Origin of the sequence: Lysinibacillus fusiformis, assembly GCF_002845985.1 — a bacterium.
In the GTDB taxonomy this organism is placed as follows: domain Bacteria; phylum Bacillota; class Bacilli; order Bacillales_A; family Planococcaceae; genus Lysinibacillus; species Lysinibacillus fusiformis_D.
Genome location: NZ_PDFK01000008.1, coordinates 119,836 through 135,923, shown reverse-complemented (window position 1 = coordinate 135,923; position 16,088 = coordinate 119,836). Strand labels below are relative to the sequence as shown.

The following is a 16,088-nucleotide window of genomic DNA, read 5'->3' as shown; positions in this document are numbered from 1 at the left end:
TAATCTAATAAGGAGTTGATTGATGTAAGTAATAAAGTTTTTTGAAAAAATTTGATGGTTGTGAAATCCTTTTTCTTCAGTTTTTGCATAGATTGTTTAAAAAAAAACCATACTATAGTTGAATAAAAATTTCATTGTAGCGAAAGCGAGGCATTAGAATGAAGGCAACAGGAATTGTTCGTCGTATTGATGATTTAGGGCGTGTGGTTATTCCGAAAGAAATTCGTAGGACGCTACGTATTCGTGAAGGCGACCCGCTTGAAATTTATACGGACCGTGAAGGTGAAGTCATATTAAAAAAATATTCGCCCATCAATGATTTGGGTGAATTTGCAAGAGAATATGTTGAAACACTTTATGAAACATTAGGAACACCAGCATTTGTCACTGACCGCGATGAGGTAATCGCAGTTGCAGGGATTGGTAAAAAGGAATATATTAACCGTCGCATTACATCCTTTGCGGAGAGCTTCATGGAAGAGCGCTCAACAAAAATAGAAAAAATGGAGACAACGATTGAAATTGTCCCTGGGCAATATGAGCAAGTGAAATCGTATTGTGCGACACCTATTATGGTGAACGGTGATCCGATAGGTTGCATTATTGCCTTATCTAAAGTACATTTTGTCGGTGAAGTAGAGGTAAAAGTAGTGGAAACAGCTGCAAACTTCTTAGCTAAACAAATGAATAGTTGATGCATGGAAAAGTTATTGCGATGACCTTTAAGGCTGAACAATAACTTTTTTTGCGTACATAAAGATTGGTCAATATAGGAACAGTATAGCTCCTTAGCGCGTCAAACTTTTGAGATATGCTATACTATTGGCATTGTTAAGAAGGAAAGAGGGCAATTTATGTCGCAACGTTTTGGCATGAAAAGCTACATGAAGGGTGCCGCCTTATTGACAATAGCGGCTCTTATTGTAAAGGTTCTTAGTGCAATTTATCGTGTACCTTTTCAAAATCTAGTTGGAGATGAAGGCTTTTATATCTATCAACAGGTATATCCAGTTATATCGATTTTCGTTGTTTGGACATCTAGTGGCTTTGCTATAGCCATTTCTAAAATGCTTGCAGATAATGATTGCATTGTTGATACAATAGAACGTAATCAAAGACGAAGCACTATTATGCGTGTGGTTTTCCGGTATTTGACGGTGTTATCGCTACTGTTTTTTGCTGTTTTATTTGGAGGAGCTGAAAAAATTGCCCAATTGATGGGAGATGCTCAATTAGCACCATTGATTCGCTCAGGCTCATTTGTAGTATTGGTTATGCCAGCATTGGCTATTTTAAAAGGTGGCTTCCAATCTAGAGGCATTATGGAGCCGATTGCTTATGCCCAAGTCCTCGAACAAGCGGTAAGAGTTACTGTTATTTTAGCAGGAACATTTATCATTATGACGACTACTAAATCCCTTTATGGTGCAGGTGAAATGGCTGTTATTGGTACTGTAATTGGTGAAATTACGGCCTTGTTATTACTTGCCTATATCTCATATAAACGTTTTGGGCTAAAGCTAACTAAACTACAACTACATCCTATTTCAAGTTTGCCCATTGTTAAAGAGGTGACATGGCTAAGCTTAAGTGTCAGTATGAGCGGTCTTCTACTACTTGGATATCAGCTTGTCGATTCGTTTACGATATATTCAGCATTAATTGATAATGGTATGAATCCTACAATGGCGAAGGAAACAAAAGGTATTTATGATCGTGGACAACCTTTAGTTCAACTAGGTGTTGTCATTGCATCCTCATTGTCGCTTGCTATTGTTCCGCTTGTTGCTCATTTATCTAAAAAACAAGAGGGGCGCAGTGCAGTTCCATTTATACAATTAACGTACAAAGCGTCCATACTATTCGGCTGGTCTGCAGCCTTGGGTTTAATGCTAGTTATGCCGTATTTAAATGAAATGCTTTTCAAAACGAATACTTTATCCGAAGTATTAATCGTCTATGTATTCCAAATTGTACCATTATCGATTATTCTTACATTTACAGCGATCTTACAAGGCTATGGAAAATTAAAAAAGCCAGCTCTATTTTTAATGCTAGGTTTTCTGCTAAAAATGATACTGAATGTACGATTAATCGGTTGGTTAGGTGTATTAGGAGCGGCTATCGTAAATGATATAGGATTATTATTAACAGCGATTTTACTAATTATTTATTTAAAAACATTGACTGGCATTCAGCTAGCATCTGTCGATTTTTATAAAAAAGTTGGGACAGCATCTTTCAGTATGGCAGTCGTTGTACTTGTCTGGTTACAGTTTGTATCGGCAATCTTAAGCCATTCACTGTCTTCACGTATGGTAGCTATGGTGACGGGTTTAACAGCTGTATCCATAGGGGCATTTGTTATGCTGACTGTCATTGCGAAGAAACGAGTATTAATGGAGAAAGAGTGGTATTTATTGCCGTTTGGACGTAGAATGGCTGTTTACCAACTTTGGCTCAATTCAAAGAAGTAGGTGTGAATATTGAAAACTTTAACAATTATTGGCTTAGGTGCAGGGGATTTTAATCAGCTGCAAATGGGTGTTTATAGAAAATTAAAGGCTGCTAAAAAATTATATGTACGTACGATAGATCACCCAGTATTAGAGGAATTAGCAGCAGAGGGTGTTAAATTCGAAAGCTTTGATAAAGTATATGAAAAACATGATGCATTCCAGCCTGTCTATGCGGAAATAGCAAATGCACTTATTGAAGCTGCTGCTGTTGAGGATATTATGTATGCTGTGCCAGGCCATCCATTAGTTGCAGAACAGACAGTGCAACTGCTTATTGCAGCAGCGGATGAAGGCAAAATTAAGTTAGTCATTGAGGGCGGTCAGAGTTTCATAGATCCGATTTTTGGTGCATTAAAAATTGATCCAATAGAAGGTTTTCAATTGCTTGATGGTACCGGCTTTTCAATGCATGACATTAACATGCGTCAACATATTTTGATCGCGCAAGTATACGATACATTTAGTGCCTCGGAAGTAAAGCTAACGTTGATGGAGAAATATGATGACGAGTACCCTGTGACGGTTGTGACGGCTGCAGGGTCTGCACAAGAACAGATTGTTACGGTACCTCTCTATGAACTCGATCAAAGTGTAGAAGTTAATAATTTAACAACAGTCTATGTACCACCTGTCAAATCGCAAGAAGAGGCATTAAAAGATTGGACAACATTCCGTCAGATTATTGCAACGCTAAGAGGTCCAAATGGCTGTCCTTGGGATCAAAAACAAACACATGAGTCGTTAAAAAAATATTTACTCGAAGAAGCACATGAATATTTGGCTGCTATAGATGCTGAGGACGATTTTGCAATGATCGAGGAACTTGGTGATGTGCTATTACAAGTATTTTTACATGCACAAATTGGAGAAGATGAAGGTTACTTTACACTTGAAGATGTGTTAGCTTCCATTAGTGAAAAAATGATTCGCCGCCACCCACATGTTTTTGGTGATGTTGCAGTGGAAGATGCGGACGATGTTGTGGCCAATTGGGAGGCTATTAAGGCTGAAGAAAAGGGTACTAGCGATAAACCACTATTAGACGAGGAGTATAGAGCCTCTTCTGCATTACAAACAGCATTTAATTACCAAAAAAGAGCTGCAAAAGTGGGCTTTGACTGGCCAGATGTGGATGGGGCATGGGATAAATTTGATGAGGAGTGGCAGGAATTTCGCCAGGAAGTAACGAAAGGCTCTAATGCATCCCGTTTGGATGAATTTGGTGACGTGTTGTTTACACTAGTAAATTTAGCGCGTTTCTACAAACTGTCACCAGAAGAGGCTATGCTACATGCAAATGAAAAATTTGCACGACGTTTCGGTTATGTAGAGGAACAGGTAAAGATCAGTGGAAAGTCTTTTTCCGATTTTACATTAGAGCAATTAGATGCATTTTGGAATGAAGCAAAGCGACTAGAAAAGGAGTAAAAAGATGAGACTAGATAAATTTTTAAAAGTATCCCGTTTAATAAAACGCCGCACTTTAGCGAAAGAGGTGGCAGATCAAGGTCGTATCACAATCAATGATAAGGTAGCGAAAGCTAGTAGTACAGTAAAAGCAGGAGATGAGCTAGCTATTCGTTTTGGTCAAAAAATAGTGACTGCACGTGTAGAAGAATTACGTGATACAGTGAAAAAAGAAGATGCCGCAAAAATGTTTACCATTTTGAAGGAAGAAAGACTAGAAAAGGTTGAACCTGAATTTATTGATGATGAGGATTAAAGTTAAATTTATTTTTTAAACCTCCTAATGTTGTCCCACCTTTCTTTTGTGGATGAAAGTATTACACAACTTAAATAAAGTTGTCATGCTTTGAAGGTTGTCCGCATAAAGTGAACAGAAGCTAGGACGACTAAAGGAGGAAAAAAATGACGCTACATCAAGAAAGTAATCGTTACACAATTCCATCTGGAGAGCATATTTTAACGATTCGTAATCGTAAAAGAATGGACATGACTTCTGTAAAATCAATTGAACGCTTTGATCAGGAAGAGTTTTTCATTAAGACGTCCCAAGGGCACTTGTTAATTCGCGGAGAAGAACTGCATATCGTTCATTTAGATGTTGATAAAGGATTATTGACGCTTGAAGGAACTGTAAAAACCTTACAGTACGACGAGGAGGAAAGTGGCTTCTCGAAAGGTTTCCTTCATAAGTTATTTGGATGATTGTTAGTGAACAATTATATCAATTAATTGTCATGGTTTTGAGCGGTATAGCAGTTGGTTTCATTATTGATAGTGTAAGGCTCGTAGTTTTTTCAACTCCAAAAAGGTCAAGCCTTCGAAAGTGGATGATGATTGTTGAATTAATAACATGGATTCTACTTGGGGGAGCGACATACTATTTATTATTTTGGCTAAAAGACGGCGCTTGGCGGGCTTATGACCCGCTAGCGCAAATAGCCGGAATTTTTTTGTATCAATCGTTATTTCAAAATTTTTTACGTTTCATTGCTAGAATTGTGGTGAATATAACTTGGAGACCCTTCTGGTTCATTGTACGCTTCATAGTCGCTGTTATTCGACAAATTTTGCAGCTATTCATAAATATAGTAATGTTTGTTATAAGACCTTTTGTCAAAATTTATTCCTATTTGTCCTACACTTTTTTTAAAAAATTACGATATTTGAAGTATAATAGAAAGCAACAATAATTTTCGGAGGTGCGGGCATGACTAGACGTCATTCATCAGATGATGAACAACAAAATTTCACGAAGCTTGATAATGACTATGTCCGTAACACGGATAGAGCTATAAATCGCAAACAGCAGGCTCGTAAACGTAAATTGCGTCGTATTGTCTTTTTTGCGATTGTACCAGTCATTATTATCGCTCTTCTCTTAAATGTGCTATCACATCAAAATGAAACTTTAGCAGCAAAAGAGAAATTAAAGAAAGAAGCGAATCAGCATCTCACTGAATTGAAAGAAGAACAAGATACATTAAATCTTAAAATCAAACAATTACAGGATGATGAATATATCGCAAAGCTATTAAGAAAAGAGTATTACTTATCTGATGAAGGTGAGATTATTTTTATCATTCCAGATAAGGAAGATAAAAAAGACGACTGAAAAGCTGTGTATTGTTGACACTCTTTTATTGTTATATATAATGAAAAGAGAAGCTTAATGCAATAAAAGGTTTGATTAAATTGATTACATGGCTCAAATGAGTCGCTTAATTTTTAAGGAGGAGCATTTTTTTTATGTCAATTGAAGTAGGCAGCAAGGTACAAGGTAAAGTAACAGGAATCACAAATTTTGGAGCATTCGTTGAGCTGCCAGATGGCAAAACAGGCTTAGTTCACATTAGTGAAGTTGCTGACAATTATGTAAAAGATATCAATGAGCATCTAAAAGTTGGAGATGAAGTTGAAGTAAAAGTGATGAATGTTGAAGCGGACGGGAAGATCGGTCTTTCAATCCGTAAAGCAAAGCCTCAAGCTGAGAGACCAGAACGTCCAGCACGTCCACGTCGTGATAATCGTTCTAATGATCGTAACGAACGCCACCAGCCAAAAGAAAATTTTGAGCAAAAAATGGCACGCTTCTTAAAAGATAGTGATGAACGTCTAGCAACACTTAAACGTGCTACAGAATCAAAACGCGGAGGTCGCGGAGCTAGAAGAGGGTAGTTTGCTGACTGTTTTAATCGTAGAAAAAGTGTATGAAATAGAGTTGGGATTAGCTTTTTAATAAAGCTAATCCCTTTTTTTCATTTACCTACAAAGTAGAAGAAGGTCTCTTTTTCTTTTTTGTGGGGTTTATTGTTTTTTCATCGGCAGAAGCTATGGATGTTTTCTCCACTGGATGAGTAACCATTTTGACAAGTAAGAAAACACCATATACACTCACGGCAAGTCCACAAAGTAATAGGATTATTTGAACAAAAAAAGGTAAATTAATAAGAATTGAAATAAGAATAATCATCGAGCCACTTCCGCAAATTAACGCGGCTTTTGTTAATGCACTCAAGGGAATTTAACCTCCTAAAAAACACTCTTTTCTTTAGTATGCCATATTTTTATACGCAGTCACATAGCTATAAATGAACAGACGGATAGATGGGAATAGTGACAAAATAGATTACAATAAAAATAGGCGCCTCAGAATTTAGTTCTGAGGCGCCTATTTGAAATGACCCGTACGGGATTCGAACCCGTGTTACCGCCGTGAAAGGGCGGTGTCTTAACCACTTGACCAACGGGCCTACTATGGTGGCGGCCGAGGGGATCGAACCCCCGACCTTACGGGTATGAACCGTACGCTCTAGCCAGCTGAGCTAGGCCGCCAATTACTATATGGAGCGGAAGACGAGGTTCGAACTCGCGACCCCCACCTTGGCAAGGTGGTGTTCTACCACTGAACTACTTCCGCACAGTCGTTTAAGCAACAAGTTAAATAATACAAGCCAAACGTGCTAGTGTCAAGTAGGTTTTTTAAAAAAATATATTTCGTAAAAACTAGCATAGAAGAGTATTTTAGCGGATTTTTTGTTCTTACGTAGAAATGTATCGTGGTAACAGTTGAATAAAGTGATTGATAGCTCATAGAATGCCCTCGCACTAAGCTTTAAGATGAATAGCAAGTCATTACAATTTTGTTTTTATAAGTGGATTTTTCAACGTTTTTCATGAATGTTAGGCTGTTGCGAAAGAAATTGTTGCCAATTCTCGTATTTATGAATAGCTATTAGTCGAAATATTTATATTTTTTTCTGTCAACGTCAGACAATCTTTCCGCACATAATTTTTTATAATAACCAAAAGTGCGGAAAGGGGATAATTAAATGACAAGTATTGAATGGTATAATACAACGAATGTAGATGACCAAAAGATCGGTATGAAAAAGAAGCAGATCCTAATAGGTTCTCTCTTTTTTTTAACCGCCTTTTTCTTAGCTCAATCTGTTGTATTTGAAGCAGCTGTACCGTTCTCAGTTCCTTTTTGGGCCATTATTCGAACAAAGTATAGGGAGTATGCCAAATTCGTTTTATTCGGTAGTTTAGCAGGTTGTTTTTTCCTTGGTTTTGGACAAGTCTTCATTCTAGCGTTACAAATTGTTATGTATGAATGTATCATGCGTTTCCGTTACTGGCAGTTGCCCCAAAGTATTGCGGTGTCTTTAGCTGTATTACTGGTACAAATAATGTGGCAAGGGGTGATGTATCAAGGCTTACCACCAGTGCTTGTACAATTTTATGTAGGCTGTGAGGCAGCTCTAGCTCTTATTATGACGCTGTTTATGCAAGTGCTATTTGTTAACTCGTATGAATGGTTTACGAGTCATTGGACATATGAGAAGCTAGGCTCTGGATTAGTCGTGTTTGCTGCCATGCTTACTGGGATGCAAGCAGTTGTGATTAGCTATTTCTCACTCCCCATTTTTTTATTGCAGCTTTTTATCTGTTTTGGTGCATTGGTTGGCAGTGTCCCATTAGCAACAGTAATCGGAGCAGTGCTGGGAACTCTTATCGGTATTGCTAAGCTTTCATTTACCGGGATGCTTTCAGTTGCGACCTTAACGGGGCTGTGTGCAGGAATGGGAGCTAAAGGTGGTAGATTTGGTGTTGCGATCGGTAGTATTTTGCCAAGTGTCTTTTTTTTATTTTATGACGCCACACTGCCTTTAGATAGCGTGTATTTTACCTCCATTGCCATCGGGAGCATTCTTTTTCTAACGATCCCAAAGAAATATTCAGATAGGGTGAGGGACAAGCTTTTCCCACAACGTGAGGAGATTTTACTGGCACGACAGAATTGGTTAACCGAACATGTAACGTATAAATTAGAGCATTTTCAGCATTTTGTACAATTCATGAAGGAGCTTGTATTTGATCGCTTTATGACGGCTCCAGTTGAAGCTGCGAAGGAAGTATCTCCAATGAACACTTGTTTAAGCTGTTTCCGCTATGAACATTGCTGGGGTGCTAAAAATAACGGTATGGACAAGCTTGTGACAGACTGGTTTCATATGAAAGGAGTAGGCAAGGAATCAGCTATTCATCGTGTAGAAGAACAAATACGGTATAAATGCGTAAAATCGACGAAGATTTTCGAGGAATTAGATACAGAGCTTTATAGGGAACGCATTAATGGGCAGTACTTTCATGGTAAAAAAATGATTGCCCTGCAACTTCGTGATATGAGTAACCATTTAAACCAGTTAATCGCTGAGATGAAGGAGGATACAATTTCGTTTGTTAGTGTAGAAAAGGAAATTGCTGAACGCTTAAAGGATGCCAATATTGAATGTTTTCAACTAGATGTGCTTAGCAATAAGCCAGGTGCAAGAAAGATTGTTTGTGCTTTAGCACCAGCACGTGTCAACTGGGAGGAAGATACAACATTAGCTGAACGCATGATTCTGCCAATTCTTTATGAGATTTTCGATGAACCTTTTGAAATAGAAAAAGTAATAGCCTGTGAAATACCGTTTCGTCATGTTCAAATATGCTTTAGATCAGCTATTAGCTTTGAAGTAGAGTATGATATATATAGCATGTCGAAAGATGCAACACTATATTCTGGAGACTCTCATGCCCTCTTCCAATTGCATCCAGGACTATTTGCCATTTTGCTGTCTGATGGTATGGGGCAAAATAAAGAAGCACAACATGAAAGTAGAAAATTGATCCACTTGATGCGAGAGTGTCTTAATTACAATATGAATCCGGAAACGGCGATGCATACATTGCATTATGTTATGTCATTAAAGCAACAGGATGATATGTATGCAACACTTGATTTTGCACTTGTTGATTTACAGCATGGTGATTTGTGGTCGTGGAAGGCTGGAGGTATGTCGACCTATATTTTACGTGGAAAAGAGGTGCTGAAAGTTGAAAGTAATGCAGCACCTGTAGGATTTTTATCTATTTCAACAGTAGAAGCTGAAAAAAGAAAACTGAAGGCAGGAGACGTTATTTTAATGCACTCAGATGGCCTGTTTTCAAGTGTAGATGATTGGGATGAGCAAGAGGAAACATTTTTAGCTTTTGCACAGCAGGTTGCCAGTACAAATAAAACCATTCAAGAAAAGCTAACAACGATCATGCAATCATTCCAAGGGTATTTCGAAATAGAAGATGACTGTACAGTATTAATGTTAGAGGTGACGCATGTTGTACCGACATGGGCTGTCTTTAGACCAACTCAGTATTCTATGAGTAATTCATCTTAAAATAACAACGAAAAGGGGAGGAGAAGCGTTTGTCATTTGAATTAAAGGTCAAAACATTTATTGAAGAAGAGCAATTATTACAGCAAGGCGATCATCTTCTCATCGCCGTTTCGGGTGGGGTAGACTCTATGGCGTTACTCCATTACTTTATCCAAACACAGGCGCAGTGGAACATTCAGGTGGAAGCAGTACATGTCGATCATATGTTGAGAGGGCAAAACTCTGCTGCAGATAGAGCATTTGTCCAAAAGTATTGTGACGACAATGGTGTTTACTTACATGCTACAGATATTCCAATACCTGCAATTATGGCACAGGAAAATGGTAATACACAGTTAATTTGTCGTAGGGAGAGGTATCGATATTTCAAAGAAATCTTGAGAAAAACAAATGCCAATAAGCTTGTAACTGCACATCATGCGGATGACCAACTGGAGTCAGTATTAATGGCCCTTACAAAAAATGCAACAATGAACAGTATGCAAGGCATACGTCCTCAACGATGTTTTGAAGGCAAATCATTAATTCGTCCGTTTTTAACGGTTACAAAGTCTGAAATAAGGGAATATTTACTTAGAAAAGGTTTGGATTATCGAGAAGATGCTAGCAATTCCAAAGACACCTATGTACGCAATCGCTTTAGACATCATGTGGTGCCTTTACTGGAGGCAGAAAATCCGAGAGTGACTGAGCAGGTGGCCCATTTCACAAAGCAATTGCAAGAAGACGATACCTTTTTAATGACATTAGCCCAAGATGTATTTTCTCAAACCATCATAAGAAGTAACGAAAATACATATAGCATGGAAATTGAGGCTTTTCAATTGGTACCACTTGCTTTACAAAGGAGGCTCATTTTAATACTATTAAACTATCTTTACAAAGATTCAAATACGATACAAAGTTATGCTTTATTGACTTCAATTTTAAAGCTTTGTGATACAACAGCAGGGTATGCTGAAATTCACTTGCCTGAAGATTTTCTAGCAGTTCGCCTTTACGGGAAATTAACGATTCAGAAGAATAAGCCATTAGAAGGCCAAACATCTCCTGAGAAACAAATGATTACGGCTGCTGATGGATGGACAACACTGACAAATGGTGAACGCTTATGCGTAGTCAATTTGCATGATTTATCGTCTGAATTGCTGACGGATACTGCACAGCTTTTTTATTTTAACGCTAGCAAACTCCAACTACCGCTCTATATTCGAGCACGCAAGGACGGAGACAGAATGCTGTTAAAAGGAATGGATCAGCCAAAACGCTTATCTCGCCTTTTTATAGATGAAAAGATTCCTTTAAATGAGCGAAATAGCTGGCCGTTACTGATTTCTCAATCTGATGAGGTGGTAGCGGTAATTGGTGTGCGTATGGGAATATTTTTTTCAACCACTCCGCAACCAAACGATGATACAGTGCTCATCGTAGACTAAGGTCTTTGTAAAATATTTCACCGTAATTGGTTGAAAATTTTTTGATACATCACGAGGAGGAATCGATATGTTACAAAACGACATCGAAAAAATTATGATTACAGAAGAACAACTGCAAGAAAGAATTGCACATTTAGGTGCACAATTAACAGAGGAATACAAAGATGCATTCCCATTAGCTGTTGGTGTGCTTAAAGGAGCAATGCCATTTATGACAGACCTAATGAAACGCTTCGATTCTTTCATCGAATTGGATTTTATGGATGTTTCTAGTTATGGTAATGCTACTGTGTCATCGGGTGAAGTGAAAATTTTAAAAGATTTAAACACAAGCGTTGAGGGACGTGACGTATTAATTATCGAGGATATTATCGATAGTGGTTTAACGTTAAGCTATTTAGTAGATTTATTTAAATACCGCAAAGCAAAGTCCATCAAAATTGTTACATTATTAGATAAACCATCAGGCCGTAAAGTGGACTTATCTGCTGACTATGTTGGTTTTGAAGTGCCGGATGGCTTTGTTGTAGGGTATGGCTTAGATTACGCAGAAAAATATCGTAATTTACCTTATATTGGTATACTGAAGCCTGAAGTTTATTCTTTCTAAGTTACAAAAACCAGCTATAAATGCAAAGGCCTCCAGCGCAAGTCATGTATTTTTCGTTATGTTTAACATAATTCAAAATCTTGACACAATGTTCAGCTATATCGAGTCCAAGGAACAGGTACAATTACGCTGGGACATATAAAGATGGCCTAAAACTGTTTTGATAACGGCAAAAGTGAACGAAACATTTTTTAAGTAGGGCTTTTCGTTGTATGATGAAATCATGATATGTTAAGATTTTACTTATAATTTTTCTGTTTGTAATGAGGAGGCTGGAGATGAATCGAATATTTCGATATACCATATTTTATTTACTGATTTTCCTAGTGATTATCGGTATTTTTGGTACTTTCAATAGTGGAAATTCACCAACGAAAGAGTTATCTTATCATGAGTTTCAACAAGCTCTAGATAAGAAAGAAATAACAAGTGCTACAATTCAACCTGATAAATCAGTTTACATCGTTGAAGGTACACTGAAAGGTTATGAGAAGGGTCAAAGCTTTACAGTGAATATCCCTCGTGAAAACCAATCTTTAATGGACCGTATCGATGAGGCTGCTAAGGATAAAGATAGTAATATTAGTTTTTTAGCAGCACCAGAAACAAGTGGATGGATTCAATTCTTTACAGGAATTATTCCTTTCATCATCATCATTTTCTTATTCTTCTTCCTAATGAGCCAATCTCAGGGTGGCGGTAATAAAGTGATGAGCTTTGGTAAAAGTAAAGCTAAACTTTATGATGACCAAAAGAAAAAAGTTCGTTTTACAGATGTAGCAGGTGCTGATGAAGAGAAAGCAGAGCTTGTAGAGGTTGTAGATTTTTTAAAAGACCATCGCAAGTTCACTGAAATCGGTGCACGCATTCCAAAAGGTATCTTACTTGTCGGTCCTCCAGGTACAGGTAAAACATTACTTGCACGTGCAGTGGCAGGCGAAGCAGGCGTTCCTTTCTTCTCAATTTCAGGTTCTGACTTCGTAGAAATGTTTGTCGGCGTCGGTGCATCACGTGTTCGAGATTTATTTGAAAACGCGAAGAAAAACGCACCATGTATCATCTTTATCGATGAGATTGATGCGGTTGGTCGTCAACGTGGCGCTGGTCTTGGCGGTGGTCATGACGAACGTGAACAAACACTGAACCAATTATTGGTTGAAATGGATGGTTTCGGAGCAAATGAAGGTATTATTATCATTGCTGCAACAAACCGCCCAGATATTTTAGATAAAGCGTTATTACGTCCAGGTCGATTTGACCGCCAAATTACTGTAGGTCATCCTGATGTAAAAGGGCGCGAAGCAATTCTTAAAGTACATGCACGTAATAAACCTTTAGCAGATACAGTTGATTTAGCTGCAGTTGCTCAACGTACTCCAGGTTTCTCCGGTGCAGATTTAGAAAACTTACTAAACGAAGCAGCACTTGTAGCAGCTCGTAAAAGTAAACGTACGATTAGTATGGCGGATATCGATGAAGCCTCTGACCGAGTAATTGCGGGTCCAGCTAAAGCAAGTCGAGTATACTCAGCTAAAGAGAAAAAACTGGTATCCTTCCATGAGGCTGGTCACGTAGTAGTAGGTCTTGAGCTTGATGAAGCGGATACAGTGCACAAAGTAACAATTGTTCCTCGTGGTCAAGCGGGTGGATATGCGATTATGTTACCGAAGGAAGAACGTTTCTTTACAACAAAGCAAGAGCTCTTAGATCGTATTGCAGGCCTTCTTGGTGGTCGTGTAGCTGAAGAAATTGTTCTTGGTGAAGTTTCTACTGGGGCACATAACGATTTCCAAAAAGTTACAAGCATTGCTCGTGCTATGGTTACCGAATACGGAATGAGTGAAAACCTTGGTGCTATGCAATTTGGTTCAAGTCAGGGTGGCAATGTATTCCTTGGTCGCGACTTTAATTCAGATCAAAATTATTCTGACTCAGTAGCCTATGAAATTGATAAAGAAATGCAAAAAATTATTGATACACAATATGAGCGTACAAAACGCATCCTAACGGAGAAACGTGATTTGCTTGATTTAATTGCCAATACTTTAATGGAGAAAGAAACATTAAATGCACAGGAAATCGAACATTTACGTGATCATGGTATTTTACCAGAGCCAGAGGTCGTAGAAAGTATTGAGGAGAGCACTCCGAAAATTGAAGCGAAGCCAACATTAGATACTATTGGTGAACCAACTGTTGAAAAAGAGCTACTTAGCAAAGAGCCTAACCCAACAACTTTAAATCTGGCAAAAGAAAGTAAAGAACCAAATGATGCTCCTAAAGGTATCGATGAGAAACGTGATTAAAGTAGAAAAGACTGTTTACTAAAATTAGGTAAACAGTCTTTTTCTTTGCCTTTTCTTGCTAATAAGCATTAGGATATATTTATGTAAGACAGTTACATATAACTCTGCTCTTAGGGTGGAGAGAAGATGTAAAGTTAGTGAAAACAGATTGGAGTGTTTAACGTGGGAAATGTAACATTGAATAATGGACTTAAGATGCCTTTGGTTGGTTATGGTGTTTTTCGAGTACCTGAAGGAGATGACCTAGCAGAAGCCGTAAAAACAGCTATTGCTAAAGGTTATCGTAGCATTGATACAGCACAAGTATATCGCAATGAAGAAAGTGTTGGTCGTGGAATACAAGCCGCAATTGAAGAAGGTTTAGTAACTCGTGAAGAACTATTTATCACATCCAAAGTTTGGAACGATGGTCTTTCCTATGAAAAAACACTTGCCGCATATGATAGCAGTTTAGAGAAAATGGGATTAGACTATTTAGATTTGTATTTAGTGCACTGGCCAGGAATTGATCAAAATTATATTAAGGTTTACAAAGCACTAGAAAAAATTTATCAAGATGGTCGAGTACGCTCAATTGGTGTTAGTAATTTCCATGTGCATCATTTAGAAAGCCTTTTGAAGGAAACGACTGTTATTCCTGTTATTAATCAAATTGAATTTCACCCACATTTAACACAAGAGGAAGTACGTGCCTATTGTGAGGATAAGGGTATACAGGTGGAGGCGTGGTCTCCATTGATGAATGGCTCTCTACTTGAAGAAGCGTTGATTCAAGAATTAGCCTCTAAATACAGCAAGACACCTGCACAGATTGTGTTACGCTATGATGTACAGCATCATGTTGTCACAATTCCAAAGACGATGACACCGGCACGTATGTCTGAAAACCTTGATGTTTTTGACTTTGCGTTATCTGAGCAAGAAATGACACAGTTGGATGCATTGAATGATGGTCTACGTTGTGGTCCAGATCCAGAAAAATTTAATTTTAAATGATTTTCAAAGGGGCTGCCTAGTTTAGGGAGCTCCTTTTTAAAGAAGCTTTCATCGTTATAGATGAACATCCACTGAAAAAATAAAGTAAGCATTCCGCTCACGCCTTTAGAGGAAGGAGATGAATGCTGAATCAAGGTAAAAAGTATGGTATCATTTTCTAAAGTATTTTATCTTCATTTCAATTAGATTGTAGCTGTCATGTTAGGTTTATGAAAGGTGCAATGATGATAGGGGAGGTGTCAGCCTTGATTTTAGTTTTAGATGCAGGGAATTCTAATATTGTATTAGGTGTCTATGATGACAACGAACAATTAGCTTTCCATTGGCGTATGGTGACGGACCTTCATAAAACAGAGGATGAATATGCTATGCAAGTTCTTTCATTTTTTAATCATGCAGGCATTTCATTTGAACAAATTACAGGTATTATTATATCCTCAGTTGTGCCACCAATTATGTTTTCATTAGACGCGATGTGTCAGAAATATTTTCGAAGAAAGCCTTTGGTAGTTGGCCCGGGTGTGAAAACGGGTTTAAATATTAAATACGAAAATCCGCGTGAGGTTGGGTCAGATCGCATTGTGAATGCCATAGCAGCTCTAGATTTATATAAAGCCCCTTGTATCATAGTTGATTTTGGTACAGCGACAACCTATTGTTATTTGAATGAGAAGGGCGATTACATGGGTGGTGCTATCGCGCCGGGTATAACGATTTCTACAGAGGCTCTTTATACACAGGCTGCAAGATTGCCGCGTATTGAAATAGTACGGCCTTCACATATTGTCGGGAAAACGACCGTTTCTGCCATGCAGGCAGGTATTTTTTATGGCTTTGTAGGACAAGTAGAGGGCATTGTTAACCGGATGAAAGCACAAAGTAAAGAGGAGCCATTAGTTATTGCTACAGGTGGGCTAGCAAATTTAATCGCAGGGGAGACACAAATCATTGATGTTGTGGATCCGTTTTTAACTTTGAAGGGTTTATATAAGCTATATAAACGTAACCAATAGGAAATGAGGGACATTCCA

General features: G+C 38.1%; 15 protein-coding genes and 3 tRNA genes. 14 read left to right on the top strand and 4 right to left on the bottom strand.

Translation table 11 applies throughout. The features are described from left to right. Window positions 1–158 precede the first annotated feature (158 nt). The 8 genes from spoVT to CRI88_RS19600 all read left to right on the top strand — a co-directional run bounded on the left by spoVT (window position 159) and on the right by CRI88_RS19600 (window position 6,161). Window positions 159–695: a stage V sporulation protein T gene (gene spoVT / locus CRI88_RS19635; RefSeq protein ID WP_036122344.1), complete on the top strand. Its 537-nt coding sequence runs from the start codon at window positions 159–161 to the stop codon at window positions 693–695. Window positions 696–854: 159 nt separating this feature from the next. Beyond that, entirely contained in the window at window positions 855–2,477 is a 1,623-nt protein-coding gene (locus tag CRI88_RS19630) for a putative polysaccharide biosynthesis protein (protein WP_036122352.1), read from the top strand. A 9-nt stretch (window positions 2,478–2,486) separates the two neighbouring features. Further along, window positions 2,487–3,947 (top strand): bifunctional methyltransferase/pyrophosphohydrolase YabN, encoded by a 1,461-nt coding sequence (gene mazG / locus CRI88_RS19625; protein ID WP_036122356.1) that lies wholly within the window; start codon window positions 2,487–2,489, stop codon window positions 3,945–3,947. A 4-nt stretch (window positions 3,948–3,951) separates the two neighbouring features. Next, a complete protein-coding gene (locus CRI88_RS19620) occupies window positions 3,952–4,242 on the top strand; it encodes an RNA-binding S4 domain-containing protein (RefSeq protein WP_036122359.1) in 291 nt (96 codons plus the stop codon). Between the two features lie 146 nt (window positions 4,243–4,388). Then, window positions 4,389–4,688: a sporulation protein YabP gene (gene yabP / locus CRI88_RS19615; protein WP_004229167.1), complete on the top strand. Its 300-nt coding sequence runs from the start codon at window positions 4,389–4,391 to the stop codon at window positions 4,686–4,688. Then, window positions 4,685–5,176, top strand: coding sequence for a spore cortex biosynthesis protein YabQ (gene yabQ / locus CRI88_RS19610; protein ID WP_036122364.1), 492 nt, complete (start codon window positions 4,685–4,687; stop codon window positions 5,174–5,176). The genes yabP and yabQ overlap by 4 nt, the downstream gene beginning before the upstream one ends. A 17-nt stretch (window positions 5,177–5,193) precedes the next feature. Next, on the top strand, window positions 5,194–5,598 hold the full coding sequence (locus CRI88_RS19605) for an FtsB family cell division protein (RefSeq protein ID WP_036122366.1): 405 nt from the start codon (window positions 5,194–5,196) through the stop codon (window positions 5,596–5,598). A gap of 134 nt (window positions 5,599–5,732) precedes the next feature. Then, the gene (locus CRI88_RS19600; protein ID WP_004229154.1) at window positions 5,733–6,161 is read left to right on the top strand and encodes a S1 domain-containing RNA-binding protein; all 429 of its coding nucleotides are present in this window, start codon (window positions 5,733–5,735) and stop codon (window positions 6,159–6,161) included. 88 nt (window positions 6,162–6,249) lie between these two features. Here the strand turns inward: CRI88_RS19600 and CRI88_RS19595 are convergent, their stop codons facing one another. From CRI88_RS19595 to CRI88_RS19580, 4 genes are all read right to left on the bottom strand, one after another. After that, window positions 6,250–6,501, bottom strand: a complete 252-nt coding sequence (locus tag CRI88_RS19595) for a hypothetical protein (protein ID WP_036122369.1) — start codon at window positions 6,499–6,501, stop codon at window positions 6,250–6,252. A gap of 163 nt (window positions 6,502–6,664) precedes the next feature. Further along, a tRNA-Glu gene (locus tag CRI88_RS19590) sits at window positions 6,665–6,736 on the bottom strand. Between the two features lie 5 nt (window positions 6,737–6,741). Beyond that, window positions 6,742–6,818, bottom strand: a tRNA-Met gene (locus CRI88_RS19585). Between the two features lie 10 nt (window positions 6,819–6,828). Then, window positions 6,829–6,903: transfer RNA gene (locus CRI88_RS19580), tRNA-Gly, on the bottom strand. A 412-nt stretch (window positions 6,904–7,315) separates the two neighbouring features. Between CRI88_RS19580 and CRI88_RS19575 the strand changes: the two genes are divergently transcribed. From CRI88_RS19575 to CRI88_RS19550, 6 genes are all read left to right on the top strand, one after another. Then, window positions 7,316–9,709: a SpoIIE family protein phosphatase gene (locus tag CRI88_RS19575; protein ID WP_058844488.1), complete on the top strand. Its 2,394-nt coding sequence runs from the start codon at window positions 7,316–7,318 to the stop codon at window positions 9,707–9,709. A 29-nt stretch (window positions 9,710–9,738) separates the two neighbouring features. Then, on the top strand, window positions 9,739–11,145 hold the full coding sequence (gene tilS / locus CRI88_RS19570) for a tRNA lysidine(34) synthetase TilS (protein ID WP_036120667.1): 1,407 nt from the start codon (window positions 9,739–9,741) through the stop codon (window positions 11,143–11,145). A gap of 67 nt (window positions 11,146–11,212) precedes the next feature. Then, window positions 11,213–11,755, top strand: coding sequence for a hypoxanthine phosphoribosyltransferase (gene hpt / locus CRI88_RS19565; RefSeq protein ID WP_036120670.1), 543 nt, complete (start codon window positions 11,213–11,215; stop codon window positions 11,753–11,755). Between the two features lie 278 nt (window positions 11,756–12,033). Further along, window positions 12,034–14,061, top strand: a complete 2,028-nt coding sequence (gene ftsH / locus CRI88_RS19560; RefSeq protein WP_036120673.1) for an ATP-dependent zinc metalloprotease FtsH — start codon at window positions 12,034–12,036, stop codon at window positions 14,059–14,061. 195 nt (window positions 14,062–14,256) lie between these two features. Continuing rightward, window positions 14,257–15,057: an aldo/keto reductase gene (locus tag CRI88_RS19555; RefSeq protein WP_051891624.1), complete on the top strand. Its 801-nt coding sequence runs from the start codon at window positions 14,257–14,259 to the stop codon at window positions 15,055–15,057. A gap of 245 nt (window positions 15,058–15,302) precedes the next feature. Then, window positions 15,303–16,070, top strand: a complete 768-nt coding sequence (locus CRI88_RS19550; RefSeq protein WP_058844489.1) for a type III pantothenate kinase — start codon at window positions 15,303–15,305, stop codon at window positions 16,068–16,070. The last annotated feature ends 18 nt before the right edge of the window (window positions 16,071–16,088 follow it).